A 19,786-nucleotide genomic window follows, 5' to 3' on the forward strand; every position below is an offset into this window, starting at 1 on the left:
TTTCTTTAGAAGAAGAAACCAGTTAATGGTATAATTTGTGTTAGTTTAGAAGGGGGTTATTCGATGATTAAAAGTATGAACGAAACGATCACATTACATAATGGAGTAGAAATTCCACAGCTCGGTTTTGGCGTTTTCAAGGTTGAAAATGGAATTCAAACTGTTGAGTCAGTAAGGAAGGCGTTAGAAGTAGGTTACCGTTCCATCGATACTGCTGCTATTTATAAAAATGAAGAAGGCGTGGGGCAGGCCATTAAAGAAAGCGGAATTCCTCGTGAGGAGCTTTTCATCACATCTAAAGTTTGGAACACGGATCAAGGGTATGAGTCAACTCTTCAAGCATATGAAGCAAGCCTTGAAAGACTAGGGCTCGACTATTTGGATTTATACTTAATTCATTGGCCAGGGCAAGATAAATATATCGAAACTTGGAAAGCGCTTGAAACTCTTTATAAGGAAGGCCGAGTTCGTGCCATCGGTGTAAGTAACTTCCATGTTCATCATTTGGAAAACTTATTAGCGAATACAGATATTAAACCAGTTGTGAACCAGATTGAATTACATCCACGTCTTTCACAGCTTGAAATAAGAGCGTTTTGTAAACAGCACGATATTAAAGTGGAAGCATGGGGGCCGCTCGGGCAAGGACATCTTATTGATGAACCAACCATCAACCACTTAGCTAAAAAACATAATAAATCTGCTGCACAAGTCTTAATAAGATGGCACTTACAACATGGAACGATAGTGATACCTAAATCAATTACACCATCAAGAATTGAATCAAATGCTAAAAGTTTTGACTTCGAATTAAGTTTAGATGAAATGAACAAAATCAATGCATTAAATCTTAATGAACGATATGGATCAAATCCTGACGAAGTCAAATTTTAAACCAAAACCTGAAACAAGCAGATTATTGCTTGTTTCAGGTTTTTTTTGATGATCGCTTGTAGCGTGATAGTTTGATGAATTAAAAGCGGGCGTAAATAAAAAGAAATGTCACAGAGAATAGGTATCTTCGAAATTTCATCAAGTATTCGAACACTTCTTCACGCCGATCTGAGCGTTCCTCCGTACTAGAATAAAGGTCCCTATATTCCCACATTGTTCAAAAATAAACGTTGAAATAATTACATTTATTTATTCGGCTTTTTTGGGTTTTAGAATCTAAACAGGGGGAAAGTAAGTATATAAGACGGTAAGTAAGGCGTCAGTGCAAAATACTCCGAATGGGTGGAGAGTGACAGCGCAAGGGATAAGATAGAAAGCAGGATATTATTCAATATTATAGAAATATGTCACTCGATTTTTGAACTGCACCTAAAAATCACTTCCGTTGATTAGAAGTAAGAGGGTGCGCAACCTCTTAGCATTTGCAATCTAAAACATTGAAGGAGGAATTAAATAGTATGAGTTTTCTTTGGTCATTAATTATTGGTGGGATTATTGGTTGGCTAGCAGGAATGATTATTGGACGTGACGTGCCATTTGGGATAGTCGGAAATATTATCGCGGGTTTCGTCGGTGCTTGGTTAGGGTCATTGGTTTTAGGAAATTGGGGACCTGTTATTTCTAACTTTGCGATCATACCAGCATTGATTGGCGCTATCGTATTCGTGTTTATTTTAAGTCTGATATTACGTGGCACCAGACGTGCTTCTTAACTCAATCCCCAAAAAAAGGATGCCGATTCGGCATTCTTTTTTTGGGGGAAATGGGCGGGGCTTCGCAAAAACAGCTGGGCACCGCCACCTTCATAAGGTGATACAATTTGAGAATCTGAACCTTTTCATCGTTGGGTTGGAAGCAGACGCTAATGGATGTTTTATATGGTGAAAATGGGCGGTTCATCTAAATATGGTGCAGTAATACACAGGTTTTCTTCAGTCATGGGATGAATGAAGGCTATTTTTCGGGCATGTAAAGCTTGACGGGGAAATGTTTTCTTACCCCCATACAAAGTATCGCCTGCTAATGGGTGCTGAATATGACTAAAGTGGACACGGATTTGATGAGTGCGTCCACTGTCTAATGTACAGCTTACCATCGTTAGATTTTTTTCGGGAAAAGATCTTAGTACTTTATAATGAGTGATGGCTGTTTGGCCAGTCGGCGATACTCGTCTTCTCGTAGCATGATGGCGGTCCCGTCCTATTTTAGCATCAATGCGACCTTGGTCATTCGTCATTTGCCCCTCTGCTAATGCCACATAGGTCCTAGTTATTGTACGTTCTTCTAACATCCGATCTAGAATGGCGCCAACGAAGGGGTTTTTCGCGAATAGCACAGCACCTGTTGTATCTTTGTCAAGGCGATGGATATGTTTGATGAACGGCTGTTGATTCGTTTCTGCTAAGTGATAAGCAACTCCATTAAGAAGTGTGTTGTTTTGTTCAGGCTTTGCGGGATGGGTATCCATACAAGCTGGTTTATTAGCAATTAGGAGGTGGTCATCTTCATATAAAATATCGATATGGAGATCCTTCGGCACTGGGGAATCGGTGATGGAAAATTCGAATACGGGAATTCCCAGTACGTCATCTTCTTGTAATGGTTTTGTCCACTGAGCAGTTTCTCCATTAATTGTTACCTTTTTACTCATTCGCCATTCGTGTATCAGCTTTTTGGGGGCTTTCCAATAATCTTTCATAAGTTTTTCTGTTGTTAATTCATTCCACTTTTTTGGCACGGTTATTGCCAAATTATCTTGAATTCGCTTGTTAGTAAGCATTTTTCCACCACTTTCGACATATAAATATTTAATTCGACAAAATACTACATTGTTCTGATAGGATAATGGAATTTTTACCAATCTTTCTACCTATAAAAAAAGTAAGTGGCGATATTTCCCACCCTTTCTACCTAAATCTTATGGTATTCTATTGAAAGAAACTGAAACCATTATCATACTTATTGATTTACAAGGGTGGGTTGTTAGTGAAGGTTGTTTATTCTTCTACCTATGAACAAGAACAAAGAATAGAGAATCTTGTATCATATTTTTTTGACTTTATTTTCCCAAATTACTTTCCGGAAAACGAAATCTCACATTTTAAAAAAATTGGTGTGCTTCGGTCTGAGGCATACGCTGGGACGTTAAGAAGAGCGTATCAGATTATGACTAGTTTGCAAGTAATCACCACGATTCTTGAGAAAAATGAAAATAGTGAACAGAATTCGATTGATATGAAAATGGAATTACTATTAAGCAAAAATATTCAATTACTTAATGAAAGCGGTATGTTTTTCCCTTTTCTTAGCAATCACTTTCTTCAATCAAATAATGAAAACTCCTCAATGGTCTACGAAGAGCTGGTCAATCAATTTTTAAACTAGTCATGATCCTTCATTTTACCTAAACAAGAGGCTGACGCAAACTCGTCAGCCTCTTGTTTATCCTTTAAAAAGTTGTTTCATTCATTTTGCAGTTTAGTTAAAAGTAGAAGTACTTCTTAAAAGGGGTGTTTGCTCTTAATTAACACCATTATCTTCGAACCATTGTTTAAATGTTGCTTCGTCATTTTCACTTGTGATGCGAGCTTGTTCAACACCGTTTTTATAGAAAACAATTGTCGGCGTTACTTCTACATTAAATTCATTCCAGCCTTGTTCGAATTCAAGAAGATTGTATTGAACAAGGTCGATGCCCATTTCTTCAGCAAGTGGAGCTACAACTGGTGTTGTTCTTTTGCAGTGCTCACAAAGTGGACTGAAGTAATAAACGGCTACATCTTCTTTCGCTTTCAACTTTTTATCTAATTGGGCTGGCAGGATGATGTTTTGATAGTTTGGATCATCCAATTGGTCGATAGTTGCCGGGTCAAGCTTGTCGGTGCCATATGGATTATCCGCTGTCTTTAGTTTTTCGTCTTTTTGCATAGTTGTTACAATCCCTAGTGTTGCGAATAACGCAATGATGACGACTAGAAAAATAATGATTTTTTTCATGCGTACTCCTCCTTGGATTTTTTCCAGATGATAATGCTACAGATGAAGATTAGGACGAATGCAGTCAAAGCAAGGAACGGAATGGTAATAAAGCCAAACCAGTTAATGTATTGCCCTGTACAAGGAACCCTTCCACAGGAAGCAGCATGATCACCGAATAGAGCAACTTTTTGAATTAAATAATGATAGCTTGAAATTAGTGCTCCAACCCCGGATAGAATCATGGTATATAAACTAATCCGATAATCTTTTCTAACAACCGCAATCCCTACTATCACTGTAAATGGATACATGACAATTCTTTGGAACCAACATAGTTCACATGGTTCGTATTGCTTAATCTCGGAAAAGTACAAACTGCCGAGCGTTGCGATGACAGATACTGCCCACGCAAAGAATAAATAGTTATCACGATTATCTTTTATCGTTTTCATCTTCTCTCCACCTATTGTTTTTTCATAAAAATTATAGTATGTCCAAAGCCCTTATGTAAAATAAATGTACTTACTAAAAGTTATTTGCACAATGCTAGAAAGTGGATTTATCCCGTATTAACGGAAAGTCAAGACCCCTAGCTCAAGACTTAGAGGAACCGAAGAAACGTAGGTGGAGGATGAAGAAATCTCCCTCGTTTGAAGTTTCCCTTTATTTGGATACTTTAAATAGAATTGTCGATTGTTCTATAAGTATTCTGGGTAAATGCAAACGGATGAATGGGTTTTGGTGTGAAAGTAGTGATAGATATTATAGTAAGTTAAATAGGTCTAAAGAAGTAGGGGAATAAGATAATTGTAAGTTACATAAATTTTTAAAAAATAAATGTGAAAACATCCTTGTTTTCTACGATTTTTAGTCGTTTCGGGGCTTGTTCATTTCTTTTGGAACAGTCTCTTTTTCTGCTTCTTTTTTTTATACAAATGTGGTACGGTAAAAAGGAAATATATATCCAAGTGTGAATTTTCAAAATGTTATCCACGTTATAGAAAAGGGGACTGTGCTTGTGAATTGGAGAGATACATACGCAAAATGGATAGGGGATCCAAATTTAGACAACGAATTACGAGTGTTGCTTGACCAATTAGAAGGCGATGATGCATTGCTAGAGGATGCATTCTATAAAAACCTTGAATTTGGGACAGGCGGAATGCGTGGGGAAATAGGCGCAGGAACGAATCGGATGAACGTATATACAGTCAGAAAGGCAACATTGGGTCTAGCTCAATATATAGAATCATTTGGCGAGGAAGCGAAATCACGTGGTGTGGTCATTGCCTATGATTCCAGACATAAGTCTCCAGAATTTGCATTAGAAGCAGCAAAGACCCTTGCGACTTCCGGTATTAAAGCCTATCTCTTCGATGAGCTTCGTCCGACACCAGAATTATCATTCGCCGTTCGAGAATTGAATGCTTTTTCGGGAATTGTTATTACTGCAAGTCATAATCCACCTGAATATAACGGATATAAAGTATATGGTCCAGATGGTGCCCAGTTGCCACTAGATGCGGCAGACAAAGTCATTCAATATGTGAATGCAATTGAAAATGAACTTGTTCTTCAAGTTGATGATGCAAAGACATTGAAGGAAAAAGGGCTTATCGTTCCCATTGGTGAAGAGCTGGATACAGCCTATAATGAACAATTATTAAGCATCCCAGAAAATCCAACACTTGCAGCGGAAACGGATATTTCAATTGTCTTTTCACCGCTTCATGGTACAGCTAACAAATCCGTGCGGCGTGCATTGAAGGATCTTGGATATAAGAATGTCTATGTTGTAAAGGAACAGGAGCTGCCTGATCCTAATTTTTCTACGGTTACCTCACCGAATCCAGAGGAGCCAGCGGCATTTGAATTAGCCATTGAGCTTGGTAGCAAAGTAGACGCGGATCTATTAATTGCAACAGATCCTGATGCTGACCGCCTTGGAGTCGCTGTGAAAAATTTGGATGGGGAATATGTGGTGTTAACTGGCAATCAAACCGGTGCCCTGTTCTTGGACTATTTATTAAAGCAAAAACAAGCAAAGGGAACTTTACCTACAAATGGAGTGGTATTGAAAACGATTGTGACATCCGAAATAGGCCGCGCGATTGCTACTAGTTTCGGGTTACAAACGATAGACGTCCTGACTGGGTTTAAATTCATTGCCGAGAAAATTGGTCAGTACCACGAGTCAGGTGAACATCAGTTTCTATTTGGATATGAAGAGAGCTATGGCTATTTAATTAAAGATTTCGCGAGAGATAAAGATGCCATTCAATCTGTCGTATTAGCTTCTGAGGTATGTGCATATTACAAACAACAAGGCATGACATTGTATGAAGGATTATTAGAAGTTTTTGAAAAATACGGTTTTTACCTGGAAGGGTTACAATCACTTACGCTTAAAGGAATTGATGGTGCCAGACAAATTCAGGGGATATTGAATGAGTTCCGGGAAAATCCGCCAAAAGCAATTGCTGGATACCATGTAGTGGTTCAGGAAGATTACCAAAGCAGTCAAAAGCTTTTCTTGCTAAAAAACGAACAAACTGCAATTGACTTACCTAAATCCAATGTACTTAAATACTTTTTAGAAGACGGCACATGGGTATGTTTACGACCATCGGGTACGGAACCAAAAATCAAATTTTACTTTGGTGTACAAGGAAAGACGATGAAGGACACGAAAGAAAAATTAACGGTTGTTATGGAAGATTTCATGACACGTATTCAACAATTGATCTAATAGGTATGTAAAGAAAAAATGCGTCTTATAAGGGTCTGACCCCGCACACTAAATCAGTATGTAGTGTTTCATACACTAATCTTGTACTGTATTTAGTTGTTGCAGGGTCTGACCCTTTTCTTTTTTAGACGCCCCTCTTTTCATGTATATATGTTTCCAATTTGCAGAAGCTATAGCAATGTTAGCTAGGAAGCAGCTCGAAGTAATCTGTCATATTTTCAGCTGCATGATCGAGATAACGAAGTAATGCATATAGATGTGTTTCAATGAGCTTGTGATCATGTTCAAAGTGATATGCATGCAAAAAGCGCTCAATCTTTTTTGAGAGAAAATGATCTCGGGTGCGGACCATTAAGATAAGCAAATTATCCCATTCTGACCTGTGTGTGTAAAACAATGCTCTGTCGTAATCCGTTTTGGTCATGAAATCTCCTCCTTACTAAGGAGCTATTTGTAGTTTGTTCAAACTTGTTCGTTTATTACAATGAAAAATGTGGAGATGTTATTTCTTAGGGATTGTTGCTATTTACCTGGCTAAAATGAAAATTCCATTAGTGGAGATTTCCTCCTCCCTATTGGTGGTTAGCGTTGTTTTACTGTCGCGTTGGCAAAGTTCACCGTATTTCCCCAATCAAAGATTTTCTTATAAAGTAAAACTTCAATCAGTGGAGGGGCTTGACTTTCCGTTAATACGGGAGAAAAATTGAAGTACTGTTAGTTTGAACTTGTTAAACCGGGTAAACGAAGGTGGTTTATAAATGAAACGAGTCATCGTTTGCATAGTAGGTTCCATGATTTTGATTGGTTTTCCCATTCAAGCTGACACAAAGACACCAAATCCTGTCTATACAGTTGGGCAGTTTGAAAAAGAGATAAAGGATTTGGAGAAACGCTATCATCTTGACTTGATGTCAATCGGTCAATCTGAAAAGGGAAAGAATATTTGGGCAGTGAAGCTTGGAAAAGGAAAAAAATCAATTTTGATTAACGGTTCACACCACGGCAGAGAATGGCTCTCTACTTTATTAATTATGAAAATGATCAATGCATACGCAAAAGCCTATGAATCAAAGTTGAACATTGATGAGTATTCCACAAATATATTAGATGAAGTCAGCCTCATATTTGTGCCTCTGTTAAATCCGGATGGTGTTCAAATCCAACAAGGGGATTTTTCCGCATTTGATCTACAGGAAAAATGGGCATTGTTTAGGATGAACAACTTTAGCACAAACTGGTCAAGGTGGAAGGCGAATGGAAGAGGGATAGATTTAAATCGTCAATATCCAGCCGGTTGGAATGAACTGGACACAAATACACAGGCACCAAATTATCAATTTTACAAAGGAAAGCAACCGCTGCAAGCCTCTGAATCAAAAGCGCTCGTTCACTTTACTAAACAAATCAAACCAATACTTGCTGTTTCCTATCATACATCAGGGCGTGAAATTTTTTGGTATTACCATAATAAGCCTGAGAATATCTTACGTGATTACTCTTTGGCGGAAAAGACGGCGGTTTTAACAGGTTACAACTTGTCTATTCCTGAGAAACATGCCAATGGAAGCGGCTATACCGATTGGTTCATCACCGAATTTGAACGACCGGCCATGACGATTGAGTTAAGCTACCTTGTCGATGAAACGAGCCCTCCACTCGAGGTAATTTACGAGGAATGGAATCGCAATCGTGCCGTTTTATTAATGCTTGCCTCGTCCGTTTTTTAAAAACTTAGAATAAGAAGAAGAATACGTTCCATACTATAGGTATACCATTGCAACAGGAGGAAAACGATGAAGAAAATCATAGGTATACTTATATTCATCCTAAGCCTTAGCTCGTTTCAACTAGTTTTGGCCCAACAGTCTGATTATGAAAAATATGGAAAAATTGCCATTGCTGTTGTACAAGCAAACCATCCGGCTGAAGAAGTCACCGACTACGAATATAAAGGCCGAAAACAGTTGACAAAAGATGAAGTAGAAGATGATTTTCTTTTCTTGGTAGCGGAAAGTGGAAAAGAATTCAATGTGCTTGTCAAAATCAAACATAACCTAGCCAATAATAAGTTATTAAATTTAACGGTTGAAGAAAGTAAGTGAATAAAGGAATTGAAAGACATGGCAGAAAGCTGTGTCTTTTTTTGTTTCAAAAAATGAAGGATTTTAAATGAGTAGAATGATGGGGGATGTAGTTATAATATTTTGGAGCTATTCTAACTTCCGTCATGTTCCTACGCCCCTTTTTAGATTACTGTTTTCAAATCAAATTAATCATCTTAAATAAGCTTACCAAACAGCGGTACATGAAGATATAGTTAAGGAAGTTCTTTTAGTAATAGCAACATAATGAATACTCATTTCAATAACTGTAACCTTAGTCACTCAAAGTTCCAAAATATTAATTTCAAACATTCTCTTTATGCTGATTTAAACCTTTCTCATAGCAAAGTGAGGTTAGTTACTTTAGGAGGAGTTCGCTTTATAGATACAAACCTTGGAGATGATGAAGAACCAATCTCTTTTGAAAGATGTGACCTTCAGAGGACTAAAATTAGTAACAGCAACCTAAGAAACTTACAAATTAAGGATAGTGACTTAACAGGAATGACAATAGATAATATTTCAGTAGAAAAACTACTTGAAGTGTATTACCAAGAGTTTAAAAAGTAGTTAAATATTACTTTACAGAGCGCAGCTGTTCCTCGATGGAATGGCTATTTTTTAATACTTTACGCAAAAAATTCACTGTAATACTATTTGAGTTTTGACAGCCACTGAGTAACATCTGATTTATCTGTTCTTTGTCTGCCATCTTCTTACTTTGCTGAAGGAAACTGAACCAATGGTGGTAATTTGTCCATTATGCCACCCTATGGTCTTGAAACTATTACTTTTAGGATTCCTGGGTTTGAGGTAATAAATTTTAAACATAAAGAAATAAAAGTGGAAGATTTACCTAAAGATAAAATCAAGATACAAACGGACATAAGTAAATCATTCTTTTTCAACTCTCATGAAAATAAACAGTATTAGCAGGAGCATCCATTTTCATCCTCAGTGGTGAAGTATTGGTCTTGCGCTACATGGATGGCTAACGGGTACTATCGTGGAATAAGGGGTTGCTAAGACAACCGTTATTCCTGTTTAACTAAAGGGGGAGTAATGTTGAATAAGAAAATAAGCTAGGGAACGCTAAAATGAGGGGTCGTCTATGAAAAAATACATATGGAAATGGTTAAAAACTTCTGTGGTTTATAATGTATTTTATGGGTCTGTACAGGATATTCATAAAAATGTTCGATCCTTTGGAGATCAATGAGACTCCTAAAAAGAACATAGATCGGCTGTGTGCTACTCTATAAATTCTTTAATATGCTTCATATGGGGATAATATTATGGAGCTATTCCAACTTCCGTCATGTTCCCGCGCTTTTTTCATACATTAATGTAAGGAAGAAAAAAGGGGGAGAGGCGGATGAATACAGAAGATCAGAAAGCATTGGAATATGCGATAAGTGAAATTACTGAAATTGCAGAGGGATTTGGACTGGATTTCTATCCGATGCGGTATGAAATTTGTCCATCAGAAATCATTTATACATTTGGTGCGTACGGAATGCCAACCAGGTTTTCCCATTGGAGCTTCGGGAAACAATTTCATAAAATGAAAATTCAGTATGATTTTGGGTTGAGTAAAATATATGAATTGGTTATTAATTCAAATCCTTGCTATGCGTTTTTATTGGATTCAAACTCGCTCATTCAAAACAAATTGATTGTTGCGCATGTGCTTGCTCACTGTGATTTCTTCAAAAATAATGTTCGATTTCAGAATACAAAGCGTGATATGGTCGAAAGTATGGCAGCAACGGCCGATCGGATTCGCCAATATGAAATTCTACATGGCAAAAAAGAAGTTGAAATATTTCTAGATGCAGTGTTGGCCATTGATGAACATATCGATCCGTCTTTAATCCGGCCGAAGCTAGATTGGTCCATGGAGGACGAAGATTATGATGAGGATGAAATTAAACCAATTGTGTCCGCATATGATGATCTGTGGTCCTTGGATAACAAAGAAAAACCACTACGTAGTATAGGGAAAAAGAAAAAGAAATTCCCACCACAGCCAGAAAAGGACATCTTACTATTCATTGAACAATACAGCCGTGATTTGACCGAATGGCAGCGGGATATTTTAACAATGATGCGCGAAGAAATGCTTTATTTTTGGCCACAGCTTGAAACGAAAATCATGAATGAAGGCTGGGCATCTTATTGGCATCAAAGAATCGTCAGGGAATTGGATTTGACTTCGGGAGAAGCATTGGAGTTCGCCAAGCTGAATGCTGGTGTCGTCCAACCATCACGTACAAGTATAAACCCATATTACCTCGGTTTGAAGATTTTTGAAGATATTGAAGAACGTTATAATAACCCGACTGATGAAATGAAGAAACTTGGTGTCAAGCCAGATTCTGGTCGAGAAAAGATGTTTGAAGTTCGAGAAATCGAAGCGGACATATCTTTTATCCGGAATTATTTAACTAAAGACTTAGTGACACGCGAAGATATGTATCTATTCCAAAAGCAAGGGAAGGATTACAAAGTGGTTGATAAGGCATGGGAGCAGGTTCGCGATCAGCTCGTCAGCATGCGCGTCAATGGCGGGTTTCCATACATTACGGTAAATGATGGCGACTATCTAAGAAACGGCGAGCTATATCTGAAACATTGGTACGAAGATATTGAGTTAGATTTGAAATATCTAGAAAAGGTACTGCCTTATATTCACCAGCTTTGGGGACGCCCTGTTCATTTGGAATCGGTCATGGAGAAAAAAGAAGTGCTCTTTTCATATGATGGCAAAGGCGTGCATCGGAAATATTTATAAAGGATAGCCGGCCGCTTATATGGTCGGCTGTTTAATATGTACCTCAGGGTAGACCATACAGTAATAATGAAACCTATTAAAAACAGACAAAGTTAATTATTTATGAGTTACGGAATTATTACAGAGTTGTAACGACAGTTTAATTGAACAATAAATTGGATATTAAACCTGATTTAAATAGGAATCATGGTGCTAGTATAGTCGTGTTCACAAGACTGTACTAGCACCATACATATGAAGACTAAATGCTTCAGTAACCCAATTATCCAAATTATAAAAACTCACAATTACTTTTAAATATTCCGTTAAATGATTACTAGCTATGTAATCGGAGTTAATTTGAAACCATTTTTTAAGCAGCTTAAAGTAACAGTTTTTTATTGAAGATGCTTTTTTTGCTTGTGTGTATAAGGATATGCTTATACAATGATGAGGGTTTAAAAAGATTTAAAGGATATTTTCTTTTGTATATAAGTATATAATTATTTATGAATAAGTAAGGGAGGTAAGTAAAACATGCAAATGAATGAAAAATTAGATATTGAAATGACCGCAAACATTCTTAAACTTCTTGGTGATAAAACACGTTTGACCATGATTAAAATTATGTCTGAGCATGAGTGTTGTGTCTGTGAATTTGTGGACCTATTTGATATGAGCCAACCTGCTATTAGCCAACATTTACGAAAATTAAAAGATAGCGGAATCGTGAAAGAAGCCAGAAGAGGGCAATGGATATTCTATTCGTTAAACCCAACATCTTCGTATTTCTCATATATTCAAACCGTTATCAAGGACTTGCCAAGTCTAAACTTTAAATTAGAAGAATTAACAGCACAAGGAAAACGAATATGTTGTGACTAACTAGGAGGAACTACTTCAGTGGGATCAGTTATTTTGGCAATTATCATTTTTTTATTAACACTCATTCTTGTTATCTGGCAGCCAAAGGGATTGTCGATTGGATGGTCAGCTTGTGGCGGTGCGGTTTTAGCTTTACTTGTTGGTGTGGTAGATTTTACAGATGTCATTGACGTGACATCAATTGTTTGGAACGCAACGCTCGCTTTCGTCGCCATTATTATTATCTCCCTTATTTTAGATGAGATAGGCTTTTTTGAATGGGCAGCTCTACATATGGCTAGAGCTGCTAAGGGAAATGGTGTAAGAATGTTTGTCTATGTAAGTATTCTGGGTGCTCTTGTGTCTGCTATTTTTGCAAACGACGGAGCGGCTCTTATCCTTACACCGATTGTATTAGCAATGGTTCGTGCCTTGAAGTTTAGTGATAAAATGATTTTCCCATTTATCATAGCGAGTGGCTTTATTGCTGATACTACCTCTTTACCTTTGGTGGTAAGCAATCTTGTAAACATTGTGTCGGCAGACTTTTTCAGTATTAGTTTTGCCGAGTTTGCATCAAGAATGATCGTACCAGACCTCTTTGCACTGGTAGCAAGTATTTTGGTTTTATATTTGTTTTTCCGTAAAAGTATTCCGAAAAATTATGATGTATCACAACTTAAAAAACCAGTGGATGCCATTCAAGACAAAAGAATGTTTCGACTGTCTTGGATTGTATTAGGAATATTGCTGATTGGTTATTTTTTAAGTGAATTTATGGGGGTACCTGTATCCATCATTGCAGGCATCGTCGCGATATTCTTCCTAATGATGGCTAGAAGGAGCCCAGCAGTCAACACGAAAACAGTGATTAAAGACGCACCATGGGCAATTGTATTTTTCTCGATTGGCATGTATGTAGTAGTTTACAGCCTACGAAATGTTGGATTAACGAATGTATTAACAGATGTAATCCAAGTTACCGCTGATCAAGGGTTATTCACAGCAACGATGGGAATGGGCTTTATTGCGGCTACACTTTCCTCGCTCATGAATAATATGCCAACTGTTATGATTGATGCACTTGCGATCATGGATACGAGTACAACAGGCGTGATCAGGGAAGCACTGATTTATGCAAATGTTATCGGTTCGGACTTGGGACCGAAAATTACACCAATTGGTTCTTTGGCTACATTATTGTGGCTACATGTACTTTCATTAAAAGGCGTAAAGATCTCATGGGGAACTTACTTTAAAACAGGAATGATTTTAACCATCCCAACATTGTTTATTACATTAGTTGGCTTGTATATATGGTTGCTTATTATTCATTAAAAACGAATTTTACTTAAAAAGGAGAAATCAACATGACGAAAAAAACACTTTACTTCTTATGTACGGGAAACTCTTGCAGAAGCCAAATGGCGGAAGCTTGGGGAAAAAAATATCTAGGAGACGAGTGGCAAGTGCTTAGTGCAGGAATTGAAGCACACGGCTTAAATCCTAATGCCGTAAAAGCAATGAACGAAGTTGGACTTGATATTTCCAATCAATCTTCGGATATCATTGACCCTGATATTTTAAATCATGCTGATTTTGTTGTAACGTTATGCGGCGATGCGGCGGACAAATGTCCCATGACACCTCCACATGTAAAACGTGAACACTGGGGATTTGATGACCCAGCAAAAGCGGAAGGAACAGATGAAGAAAAATGGGCTATTTTTGGGCGTGTCCGTGATGAAATTGGCAAAAGAATTGAACGTTTCGCTAAAACAGGTGAATAATTAAAGAGGGAAAGCCGTGAGACATCTCTTGGCTTTTCTTTTAATTCATGTATAAGTAAATGGTTATGTGAGAGAGATGACGATAATGAAAGTTGAAACCTTTGATCCTGTCATCATTTAATCTCATAAATTTAAGCTAGCTATTTAATAGGACTTGTTATCTTGAATACAGGAGCTTACACTTTAATTAACATTGAAGAGGAAAGGGATAAAAAAATGAAAGTTAAACATTCGTTTATGATTGTGATTTGTGTTTTATTAGGATTAGTATCAGCATGTTCAAATACTACGGTTGAGGAACAGAAAAGTGAAAAAGAAGAAGTTCATGCAGAACACACAGAACATGCTATTAGTGATGTCCGTGAAGAAACAAGCAGCATTGATGTATTGCCGAACTTTATGAACGGTAAATCAGAAGATATGAAATTAATTTATACCGCAGCCGCTAACCATAAAGGTTTGCTCGAAAAAATTCCTTGTTATTGTGGATGCGGTGAAGCGGTGAATCATAAAAGTAACTATGATTGCTTTATTTTTGAAAACAAAAGGAATGGAGCATTAACTTGGGATGATCATGGAACAAAATGTGGTGTCTGTTTAGAAATAGCCGCACAATCGGTCATTGATTATAGCGAAGGGAAATCTATTAAAGAAATCCGAAAAGCAATTGATAAAAAGTATGAAAATGGATACGCTAAGCCTACACCAACTCCAGAAGCTTAATAAATTAGGAAAGGGTCAGATCTCACACTCTAAACCGTTTACACGTCATAAACGATAGAGAGAAGGTCTGATCCTTTTATTGATCGGAATGTGAATACGTGAAATTTAGCAAACATTCAAATAATTGTTTGACTAATGAAAAAGTACCTCATATACTAATAGTCAAATAAGTATTTGAATAATGGCGGTGAAAAAAATGAAACAAACTGATGTATGTGAAGTAACTTGTATTGATGAGTCAAAAGTAAAAAGAGTGAAAGAATCTGTATCCAAACAAAATACAATGGCTGTCTCGCAAATATTCAAAGCATTGGCTGATGATACAAGAGTTAAAATCGCTTTATCGTTGAGTGAAGAAGATGAATTATGTGTATGTGATGTAGCGAGTATTGTTGGGTGTACAACTGCGACGGCCTCTCACCACCTAAGGTTATTGCGAAACTTAGGTTTAGCTAAATATCGGAAAGAAGGAAAGTTAGTGTTTTATTCCTTGGATGATGATCATGTTAAACAGTTAGTCCAAATTGCATTGACTCACCAAAAGGAGGTGGCAGTGCATGAATAATAAGCTAGAGACTTCAGAGGAAAAAGCAGTCTATCGAGTTCAAGGATTTTCTTGTGCAAACTGTGCAGCTAAGTTCGAAAAGAATGTAAAAAGTCTAGATGGAGTATCAGATGTACAATTAAACTTTGGAGCATCTAAAATTACAGTTTTTGGTGATGCTTCCATTGAAGAATTGGAAAAAGCGGGGGCTTTTGAAAATTTAAAAGTCACTCCCGAAAAACAACGTCTTGTAGAAGTGAAGGAACCTTTCTGGAAAAAGAATTCTTCGGTTATAGGCGCACTTATTTTCCTATTACTTGGTTATTTTTATGGGCAATTAAATGGGGAAGAAAGTGTAGCTACGGTATTGGCTTATGCAGCATCTATGATTATTGGTGGTTATCACCTCTTTCTCACAGGAGTTAAAAACTTGATTCGATTTCAGTTTGATATGAAGACTTTAATGACGATTGCTGTAATAGGTGCTGCTATTATTGGAGAATGGGGTGAAGGTGCTACTGTTGTGATTCTCTTCGCAATAAGTGAAGCATTAGAATCCTATTCAATGGATAAAGCCCGCCAATCGATTCGCTCTCTTATGGATATCGCACCAAAAGAAGCGTTCATTCGTAGAGGGACCAAAGAGTTCATGATAGAAATTGAAGAGATCAAAATCGGCGATATCATGATTGTAAAACCTGGGCAAAAAATTGCAATGGATGGAATAGTTAGTAAAGGTGCATCCACGATCAATCAAGCGGCTATCACTGGAGAATCGGTACCTGTTGCTAAGGGAATAGATGATGAAGTGTACGCTGGAACCTTAAATGAAGAAGGACTTCTTGAGGTACGGGTTACGAAACATGTGGATGATACGACGATTGCAAAGATTATTCACTTAGTGGAAGAAGCACAAGCAGAACGTGCCCCTTCCCAAGTATTTGTAGATCGGTTCGCTAAATATTATACACCATTAATCATCTTGGTTGCTTTAGGGGTAGCAACCATTCCTCCACTGTTTTTTGATGGTGATTGGAACAAATGGATTTATCAAGGCTTGGCTGCATTAGTGGTGGGGTGTCCATGTGCATTAGTTATTTCTACACCTGTTGCGATTGTAACAGCAATCGGAAACGCTGCTAGAAAAGGTGTCTTAATTAAGGGAGGCATCCATTTGGAGGAGATGGGCGCAATTAAAGCCATCGCATTCGATAAAACGGGAACCTTGACGAAAGGTGTTCCTGTTGTAACGGATTATCTTCCATTAACGGATATGAATTCGGGTGAACTTCTAGCGATTACCACAGCTTTAGAGAACGGATCTCAACATCCATTAGCATCAGCTATCATGAAAAAGGCAGAGGCAGAGAATATACCTTATAAAGAAGTAAACATCAAAGACTTCACCGCCATTACAGGTAAGGGCATTAAAGGGCAGGTAAAAGATGAGACTTATTATGTAGGAAGTCCCCAATTATTTAATGAAATAGTTCAGAATGGAATCCCGACAACCACAAAGGAAATGATCACTGGATTGCAGAATCAGGGGAAAACAGTCATGTTGATTGGTACTGCAAATGGTGTGTTAGCTTTGCTAGCGGTCGCGGATATAGTGAGAGAAAACAGTAAGACAGTTATCGAAAAGCTTCACTCACTGGGTATTCAGAGAACGATCATGTTGACTGGAGATAATGCAGGCACAGCAAATGCGATTGGGAGCCAAGTCGGTGTTTCCGATATAGAGGCTGAATTACTCCCTCAAGATAAATTAGCTTTTATTAAGGATCTCAGAAGAAAATATGAAAAGGTGGCCATGGTTGGAGATGGTGTGAATGATGCTCCAGCACTTGCCGCATCGACGGTTGGTATTGCAATGGGCGGTGCCGGAACTGACACGGCCCTAGAGACAGCTGATATCGCTCTTATGGCAGATGATTTAGAGAAATTACCATATACGTTACAACTAAGCAGAAAAGCTTTATCAATCATCAAGCAAAACATCACATTTTCATTAGGGATTAAACTTGTGGCTTTATTATTGGTAGTACCTGGTTGGTTAACGCTCTGGATTGCAATTTTTGCCGATATGGGTGCCACTTTACTTGTCACACTTAACAGCTTACGACTTCTTAAATTAAAAGATAAATAAAAAGTGCCGGGCATAGAATCTTATGCCCGATGATACAAGTAATTGGAACGGATATCGGAATAGACTTTTATCCCGCATTAACGGGCAGTAAAATCCCATCTCAAGGATTAGAGGAACCAATTGGATTCGTAGTGTCGCTTTACCTACGCTGCGCGGAGGTATTAGCGACACTAGAAAGGGACTAACATTGAAGTTTCACTTTATGATGTTTACAAAATTGTCGAAAATACGTGCGAAATTATCGAGGCTAAAAATGTTACGATAAAAAGGTTATATAGAAAAATATTAGTCAAAAGAAAGGATCGATAATGAAAAAGTTACTCTTTATGTTGATATGTATGTTCATATCAATCCCTACCATGGCAAGTGCACATACTCATCTATCTTCATCTAATCCTACAGAAGGCCAAGTTGTGACCCAGGAACTTAAGGAAATCACTCTCGACTACGCTGGGAATATTGAAAAATTAAGCACTATGAAGCTTTTGAAAGATGGAGTAGAAATACCACTTTCTCAAACCCTAGTACAAGACAGGCAACTGGTTGGAACACTATCTACCCCTCTTGAAAATGGTTCTTATATCATTGATTGGAATATTGTAGGTGAAGATGGGCATCCAATAACTGGCAAGGTTTCATTCACTGTAGAAATAGAACAAATAAACAAAGAAAAAGAAACAACACAACCCAAAGTAGAAGAAAACAAACAAGCGAATGAACAGCAGGATAAAGTAGAGACTCAAACAGAAGATCAAACAGAAAATCAAACATCAACCAATACAGTAACAACAATTATTACAGTACTTCTTTTAGCCATTTTGGTTATGGGTTTAGTTGTATTGTTCAAGAAGAAGCGTAAATGATGAATGTACTAATTCAAATTGCTGAATTGGGAAATTATCTGATGTTTTCAATTCTAGCGGGGTATATCGCGCTGCAATTTGTACCAGAAGAAAGTAAGCCAAAGATAAATGTTCCGAAATCTGTATTATTACTTTCAACTCTTGGGATCATTATTTTTACTTTAGTACCCATTGTGCAAGTCATCTCCTATTTTAAGGACAGTGTTGGGTTACAGCAGGCGACGATGTCTGTCCTTACTGAATTTCAGATTGGGAAGTCCTGGATTTTCATAGGCTTTATGGCAACGTTTTTATGGATGACCATCTATGTAAAAGGATCTAAATATTTACAGGCATTGCTGCTATTCTTAATGATTCTAGGAGTAGGATATGCTAGTCATAGTGCATCATTGTCTTTTTGGAAAGGATTATTCTCTAATACGACCCATTTTCTAATCGTTTCTATATGGGCAGGTATACTCATTCATATATCATGGTTCTCAAAGAATCATTCCAATTGGTTAAAATTTTTGCGCTGGTTTACACCATTTGCTATCGTCTGTTTAGTCGTAATTTTTATAAGTGGATTTATGATGATGGTACCGATTGTGGAACCGAAAGATTATGTGAAGTCTTGGGTCTTACCTTATGGACAGATGTTGCTCCTTAAACATATTAGTATCATTCCTGTCATTGTTTTTGCTTTTGTTAACGGATTTCTTGTGAAAAAAGCAATGAATCATTCGACGTTCAACCCACGTCCTTGGCTGATTGTTGAAAGTATTTTACTAATGTTTGTATTCTACTTTACCGCTGTAATGGGGACATTATCGCCCCCTCATACAATTGATCTTACAGTAATTTCTGAAGGGGCCTCTCCTTGGGTAGAATGGTTATTAGGTATAGATATTATTGTTCCGTTACATGTACAGTTCACTCCATTTTTTCAAACGATATTGTTAATAATCATCTCCTTCGTATTTTTGGCGATGATTATTGTAAGTTTTAAAAATAGAAAACCTTATTTAGGATTACTATTCGGAGTGAGTTTTATGGCTGCTGTGTATATGGGATTGATGTTATCCATGTCCATATAAATCCATATACAAATATGTTGTTATCAAATCTAAATGTGGATCAAAGTCATCTTCTTGTTAAAGGAGGATGGCTTTTTTCTTCTAAATTAATTGAATTCTCGTTATAAAATAGAGTTAATGTTGCCTATTTACATGAAATAGTCTGAATGGCAGGATGTTTAAATCGTTTATATGGCGATATTTACATAGGCTTTGAAGAATTCAGTGAATTTTGAATTGG

19 protein-coding genes and 2 pseudogenes are annotated in these 19,786 nt (G+C 37.4%); 16 read left to right on the forward strand and 5 right to left on the reverse strand.

Annotated elements, in window-relative coordinates; genetic code table 11:
- The first annotated feature begins 63 nt into the window (after positions 1-63).
- The gene (locus JNUCC23_RS05595; protein ID WP_062182638.1) at positions 64-894 is read left to right on the forward strand and encodes an aldo/keto reductase; all 831 of its coding nucleotides are present in this window, start codon (positions 64-66) and stop codon (positions 892-894) included.
- A gap of 518 nt (positions 895-1,412) precedes the next feature.
- Entirely contained in the window at positions 1,413-1,667 is a 255-nt protein-coding gene (locus tag JNUCC23_RS05600; protein ID WP_062182635.1) for a GlsB/YeaQ/YmgE family stress response membrane protein, read from the forward strand.
- A gap of 161 nt (positions 1,668-1,828) precedes the next feature.
- On the opposite strand, the gene JNUCC23_RS05605 is transcribed toward JNUCC23_RS05600, so the two are convergent.
- A complete protein-coding gene (locus JNUCC23_RS05605; RefSeq protein WP_454214723.1) occupies positions 1,829-2,734 on the reverse strand; it encodes an RluA family pseudouridine synthase in 906 nt (301 codons plus the stop codon).
- 206 nt (positions 2,735-2,940) lie between these two features.
- Here JNUCC23_RS05605 and JNUCC23_RS05610 point away from each other — a divergent pair, with 206 nt between their 5' ends.
- Positions 2,941-3,339, forward strand: coding sequence for a DUF5365 family protein (locus JNUCC23_RS05610; protein ID WP_454214725.1), 399 nt, complete (start codon positions 2,941-2,943; stop codon positions 3,337-3,339).
- 135 nt (positions 3,340-3,474) lie between these two features.
- Here JNUCC23_RS05610 and JNUCC23_RS05615 read toward each other — a convergent pair whose 3' ends face one another.
- Both JNUCC23_RS05615 and JNUCC23_RS05620 read right to left on the reverse strand, forming a co-directional pair.
- Positions 3,475-3,951 (reverse strand): thioredoxin family protein, encoded by a 477-nt coding sequence (locus JNUCC23_RS05615; protein ID WP_062182629.1) that lies wholly within the window; start codon positions 3,949-3,951, stop codon positions 3,475-3,477.
- On the reverse strand, positions 3,948-4,385 hold the full coding sequence (locus JNUCC23_RS05620) for a disulfide oxidoreductase (RefSeq protein ID WP_062182626.1): 438 nt from the start codon (positions 4,383-4,385) through the stop codon (positions 3,948-3,950). The genes JNUCC23_RS05615 and JNUCC23_RS05620 overlap by 4 nt, the downstream gene beginning before the upstream one ends.
- Positions 4,386-4,951: 566 nt before the next feature.
- Here JNUCC23_RS05620 and JNUCC23_RS05625 point away from each other — a divergent pair.
- Positions 4,952-6,682: a phospho-sugar mutase gene (locus tag JNUCC23_RS05625; RefSeq protein ID WP_454214727.1), complete on the forward strand. Its 1,731-nt coding sequence runs from the start codon at positions 4,952-4,954 to the stop codon at positions 6,680-6,682.
- Between the two features lie 181 nt (positions 6,683-6,863).
- Here JNUCC23_RS05625 and JNUCC23_RS05630 read toward each other — a convergent pair whose 3' ends face one another.
- Positions 6,864-7,106 (reverse strand): YhdB family protein, encoded by a 243-nt coding sequence (locus tag JNUCC23_RS05630; protein WP_403072311.1) that lies wholly within the window; start codon positions 7,104-7,106, stop codon positions 6,864-6,866.
- 334 nt (positions 7,107-7,440) lie between these two features.
- Here JNUCC23_RS05630 and JNUCC23_RS05635 point away from each other — a divergent pair, with 334 nt between their 5' ends.
- From JNUCC23_RS05635 to JNUCC23_RS05650, 4 genes and pseudogenes are all read left to right on the forward strand, one after another.
- Positions 7,441-8,409, forward strand: a complete 969-nt coding sequence (locus JNUCC23_RS05635) for a M14 family zinc carboxypeptidase (protein ID WP_403072314.1) — start codon at positions 7,441-7,443, stop codon at positions 8,407-8,409.
- A 66-nt stretch (positions 8,410-8,475) separates the two neighbouring features.
- Positions 8,476-8,784, forward strand: a complete 309-nt coding sequence (locus JNUCC23_RS05640; protein ID WP_403072317.1) for a DUF3889 domain-containing protein — start codon at positions 8,476-8,478, stop codon at positions 8,782-8,784.
- Between the two features lie 219 nt (positions 8,785-9,003).
- Positions 9,004-9,354, forward strand: a pseudogene (locus tag JNUCC23_RS05645) (pentapeptide repeat-containing protein); the annotation flags it as partial.
- Positions 9,355-10,159: 805 nt separating this feature from the next.
- Positions 10,160-11,578, forward strand: a complete 1,419-nt coding sequence (locus JNUCC23_RS05650; protein WP_403072320.1) for a SpoVR family protein — start codon at positions 10,160-10,162, stop codon at positions 11,576-11,578.
- 237 nt (positions 11,579-11,815) lie between these two features.
- On the opposite strand, the pseudogene JNUCC23_RS05655 reads toward JNUCC23_RS05650, so the two are convergent.
- Positions 11,816-11,911, reverse strand: a pseudogene (locus JNUCC23_RS05655) (nucleosidase); the annotation flags it as partial.
- A 183-nt stretch (positions 11,912-12,094) separates the two neighbouring features.
- Between JNUCC23_RS05655 and JNUCC23_RS05660 the strand changes: the two are divergent.
- The 8 genes from JNUCC23_RS05660 (at position 12,095) to JNUCC23_RS05695 (ending at position 19,566) form a co-directional block, all read left to right on the forward strand.
- On the forward strand, positions 12,095-12,442 hold the full coding sequence (locus JNUCC23_RS05660; RefSeq protein ID WP_454214730.1) for an ArsR/SmtB family transcription factor: 348 nt from the start codon (positions 12,095-12,097) through the stop codon (positions 12,440-12,442).
- Positions 12,443-12,460: 18 nt separating this feature from the next.
- Positions 12,461-13,759: an arsenic transporter gene (locus JNUCC23_RS05665; RefSeq protein WP_454214732.1), complete on the forward strand. Its 1,299-nt coding sequence runs from the start codon at positions 12,461-12,463 to the stop codon at positions 13,757-13,759.
- Positions 13,760-13,791: 32 nt separating this feature from the next.
- Positions 13,792-14,211 carry an arsenate reductase (thioredoxin) gene (arsC, locus tag JNUCC23_RS05670; RefSeq protein WP_454214734.1) on the forward strand — a complete coding sequence of 140 codons (420 nt, stop codon included), beginning with the start codon at positions 13,792-13,794 and terminating at the stop codon, positions 14,209-14,211.
- Between the two features lie 216 nt (positions 14,212-14,427).
- Complete coding sequence (locus tag JNUCC23_RS05675) at positions 14,428-14,934, forward strand: PCYCGC motif-containing (lipo)protein (RefSeq protein ID WP_454214736.1); 507 nt, start codon at positions 14,428-14,430, stop codon at positions 14,932-14,934.
- A gap of 196 nt (positions 14,935-15,130) precedes the next feature.
- Positions 15,131-15,499: an ArsR/SmtB family transcription factor gene (locus JNUCC23_RS05680; RefSeq protein WP_454214738.1), complete on the forward strand. Its 369-nt coding sequence runs from the start codon at positions 15,131-15,133 to the stop codon at positions 15,497-15,499.
- Complete coding sequence (locus tag JNUCC23_RS05685; RefSeq protein ID WP_454214740.1) at positions 15,492-17,627, forward strand: heavy metal translocating P-type ATPase; 2,136 nt, start codon at positions 15,492-15,494, stop codon at positions 17,625-17,627. The genes JNUCC23_RS05680 and JNUCC23_RS05685 overlap by 8 nt, the downstream gene beginning before the upstream one ends.
- A 308-nt stretch (positions 17,628-17,935) precedes the next feature.
- The gene (locus JNUCC23_RS05690; protein WP_454214742.1) at positions 17,936-18,490 is read left to right on the forward strand and encodes a copper resistance CopC family protein; all 555 of its coding nucleotides are present in this window, start codon (positions 17,936-17,938) and stop codon (positions 18,488-18,490) included.
- The gene (locus JNUCC23_RS05695) at positions 18,487-19,566 is read left to right on the forward strand and encodes a copper resistance D family protein (protein ID WP_454214744.1); all 1,080 of its coding nucleotides are present in this window, start codon (positions 18,487-18,489) and stop codon (positions 19,564-19,566) included. The genes JNUCC23_RS05690 and JNUCC23_RS05695 overlap by 4 nt, the downstream gene beginning before the upstream one ends.
- Positions 19,567-19,786 lie beyond the last annotated feature (220 nt).

It is taken from the genome of Peribacillus sp. JNUCC 23, assembly GCF_053653995.1.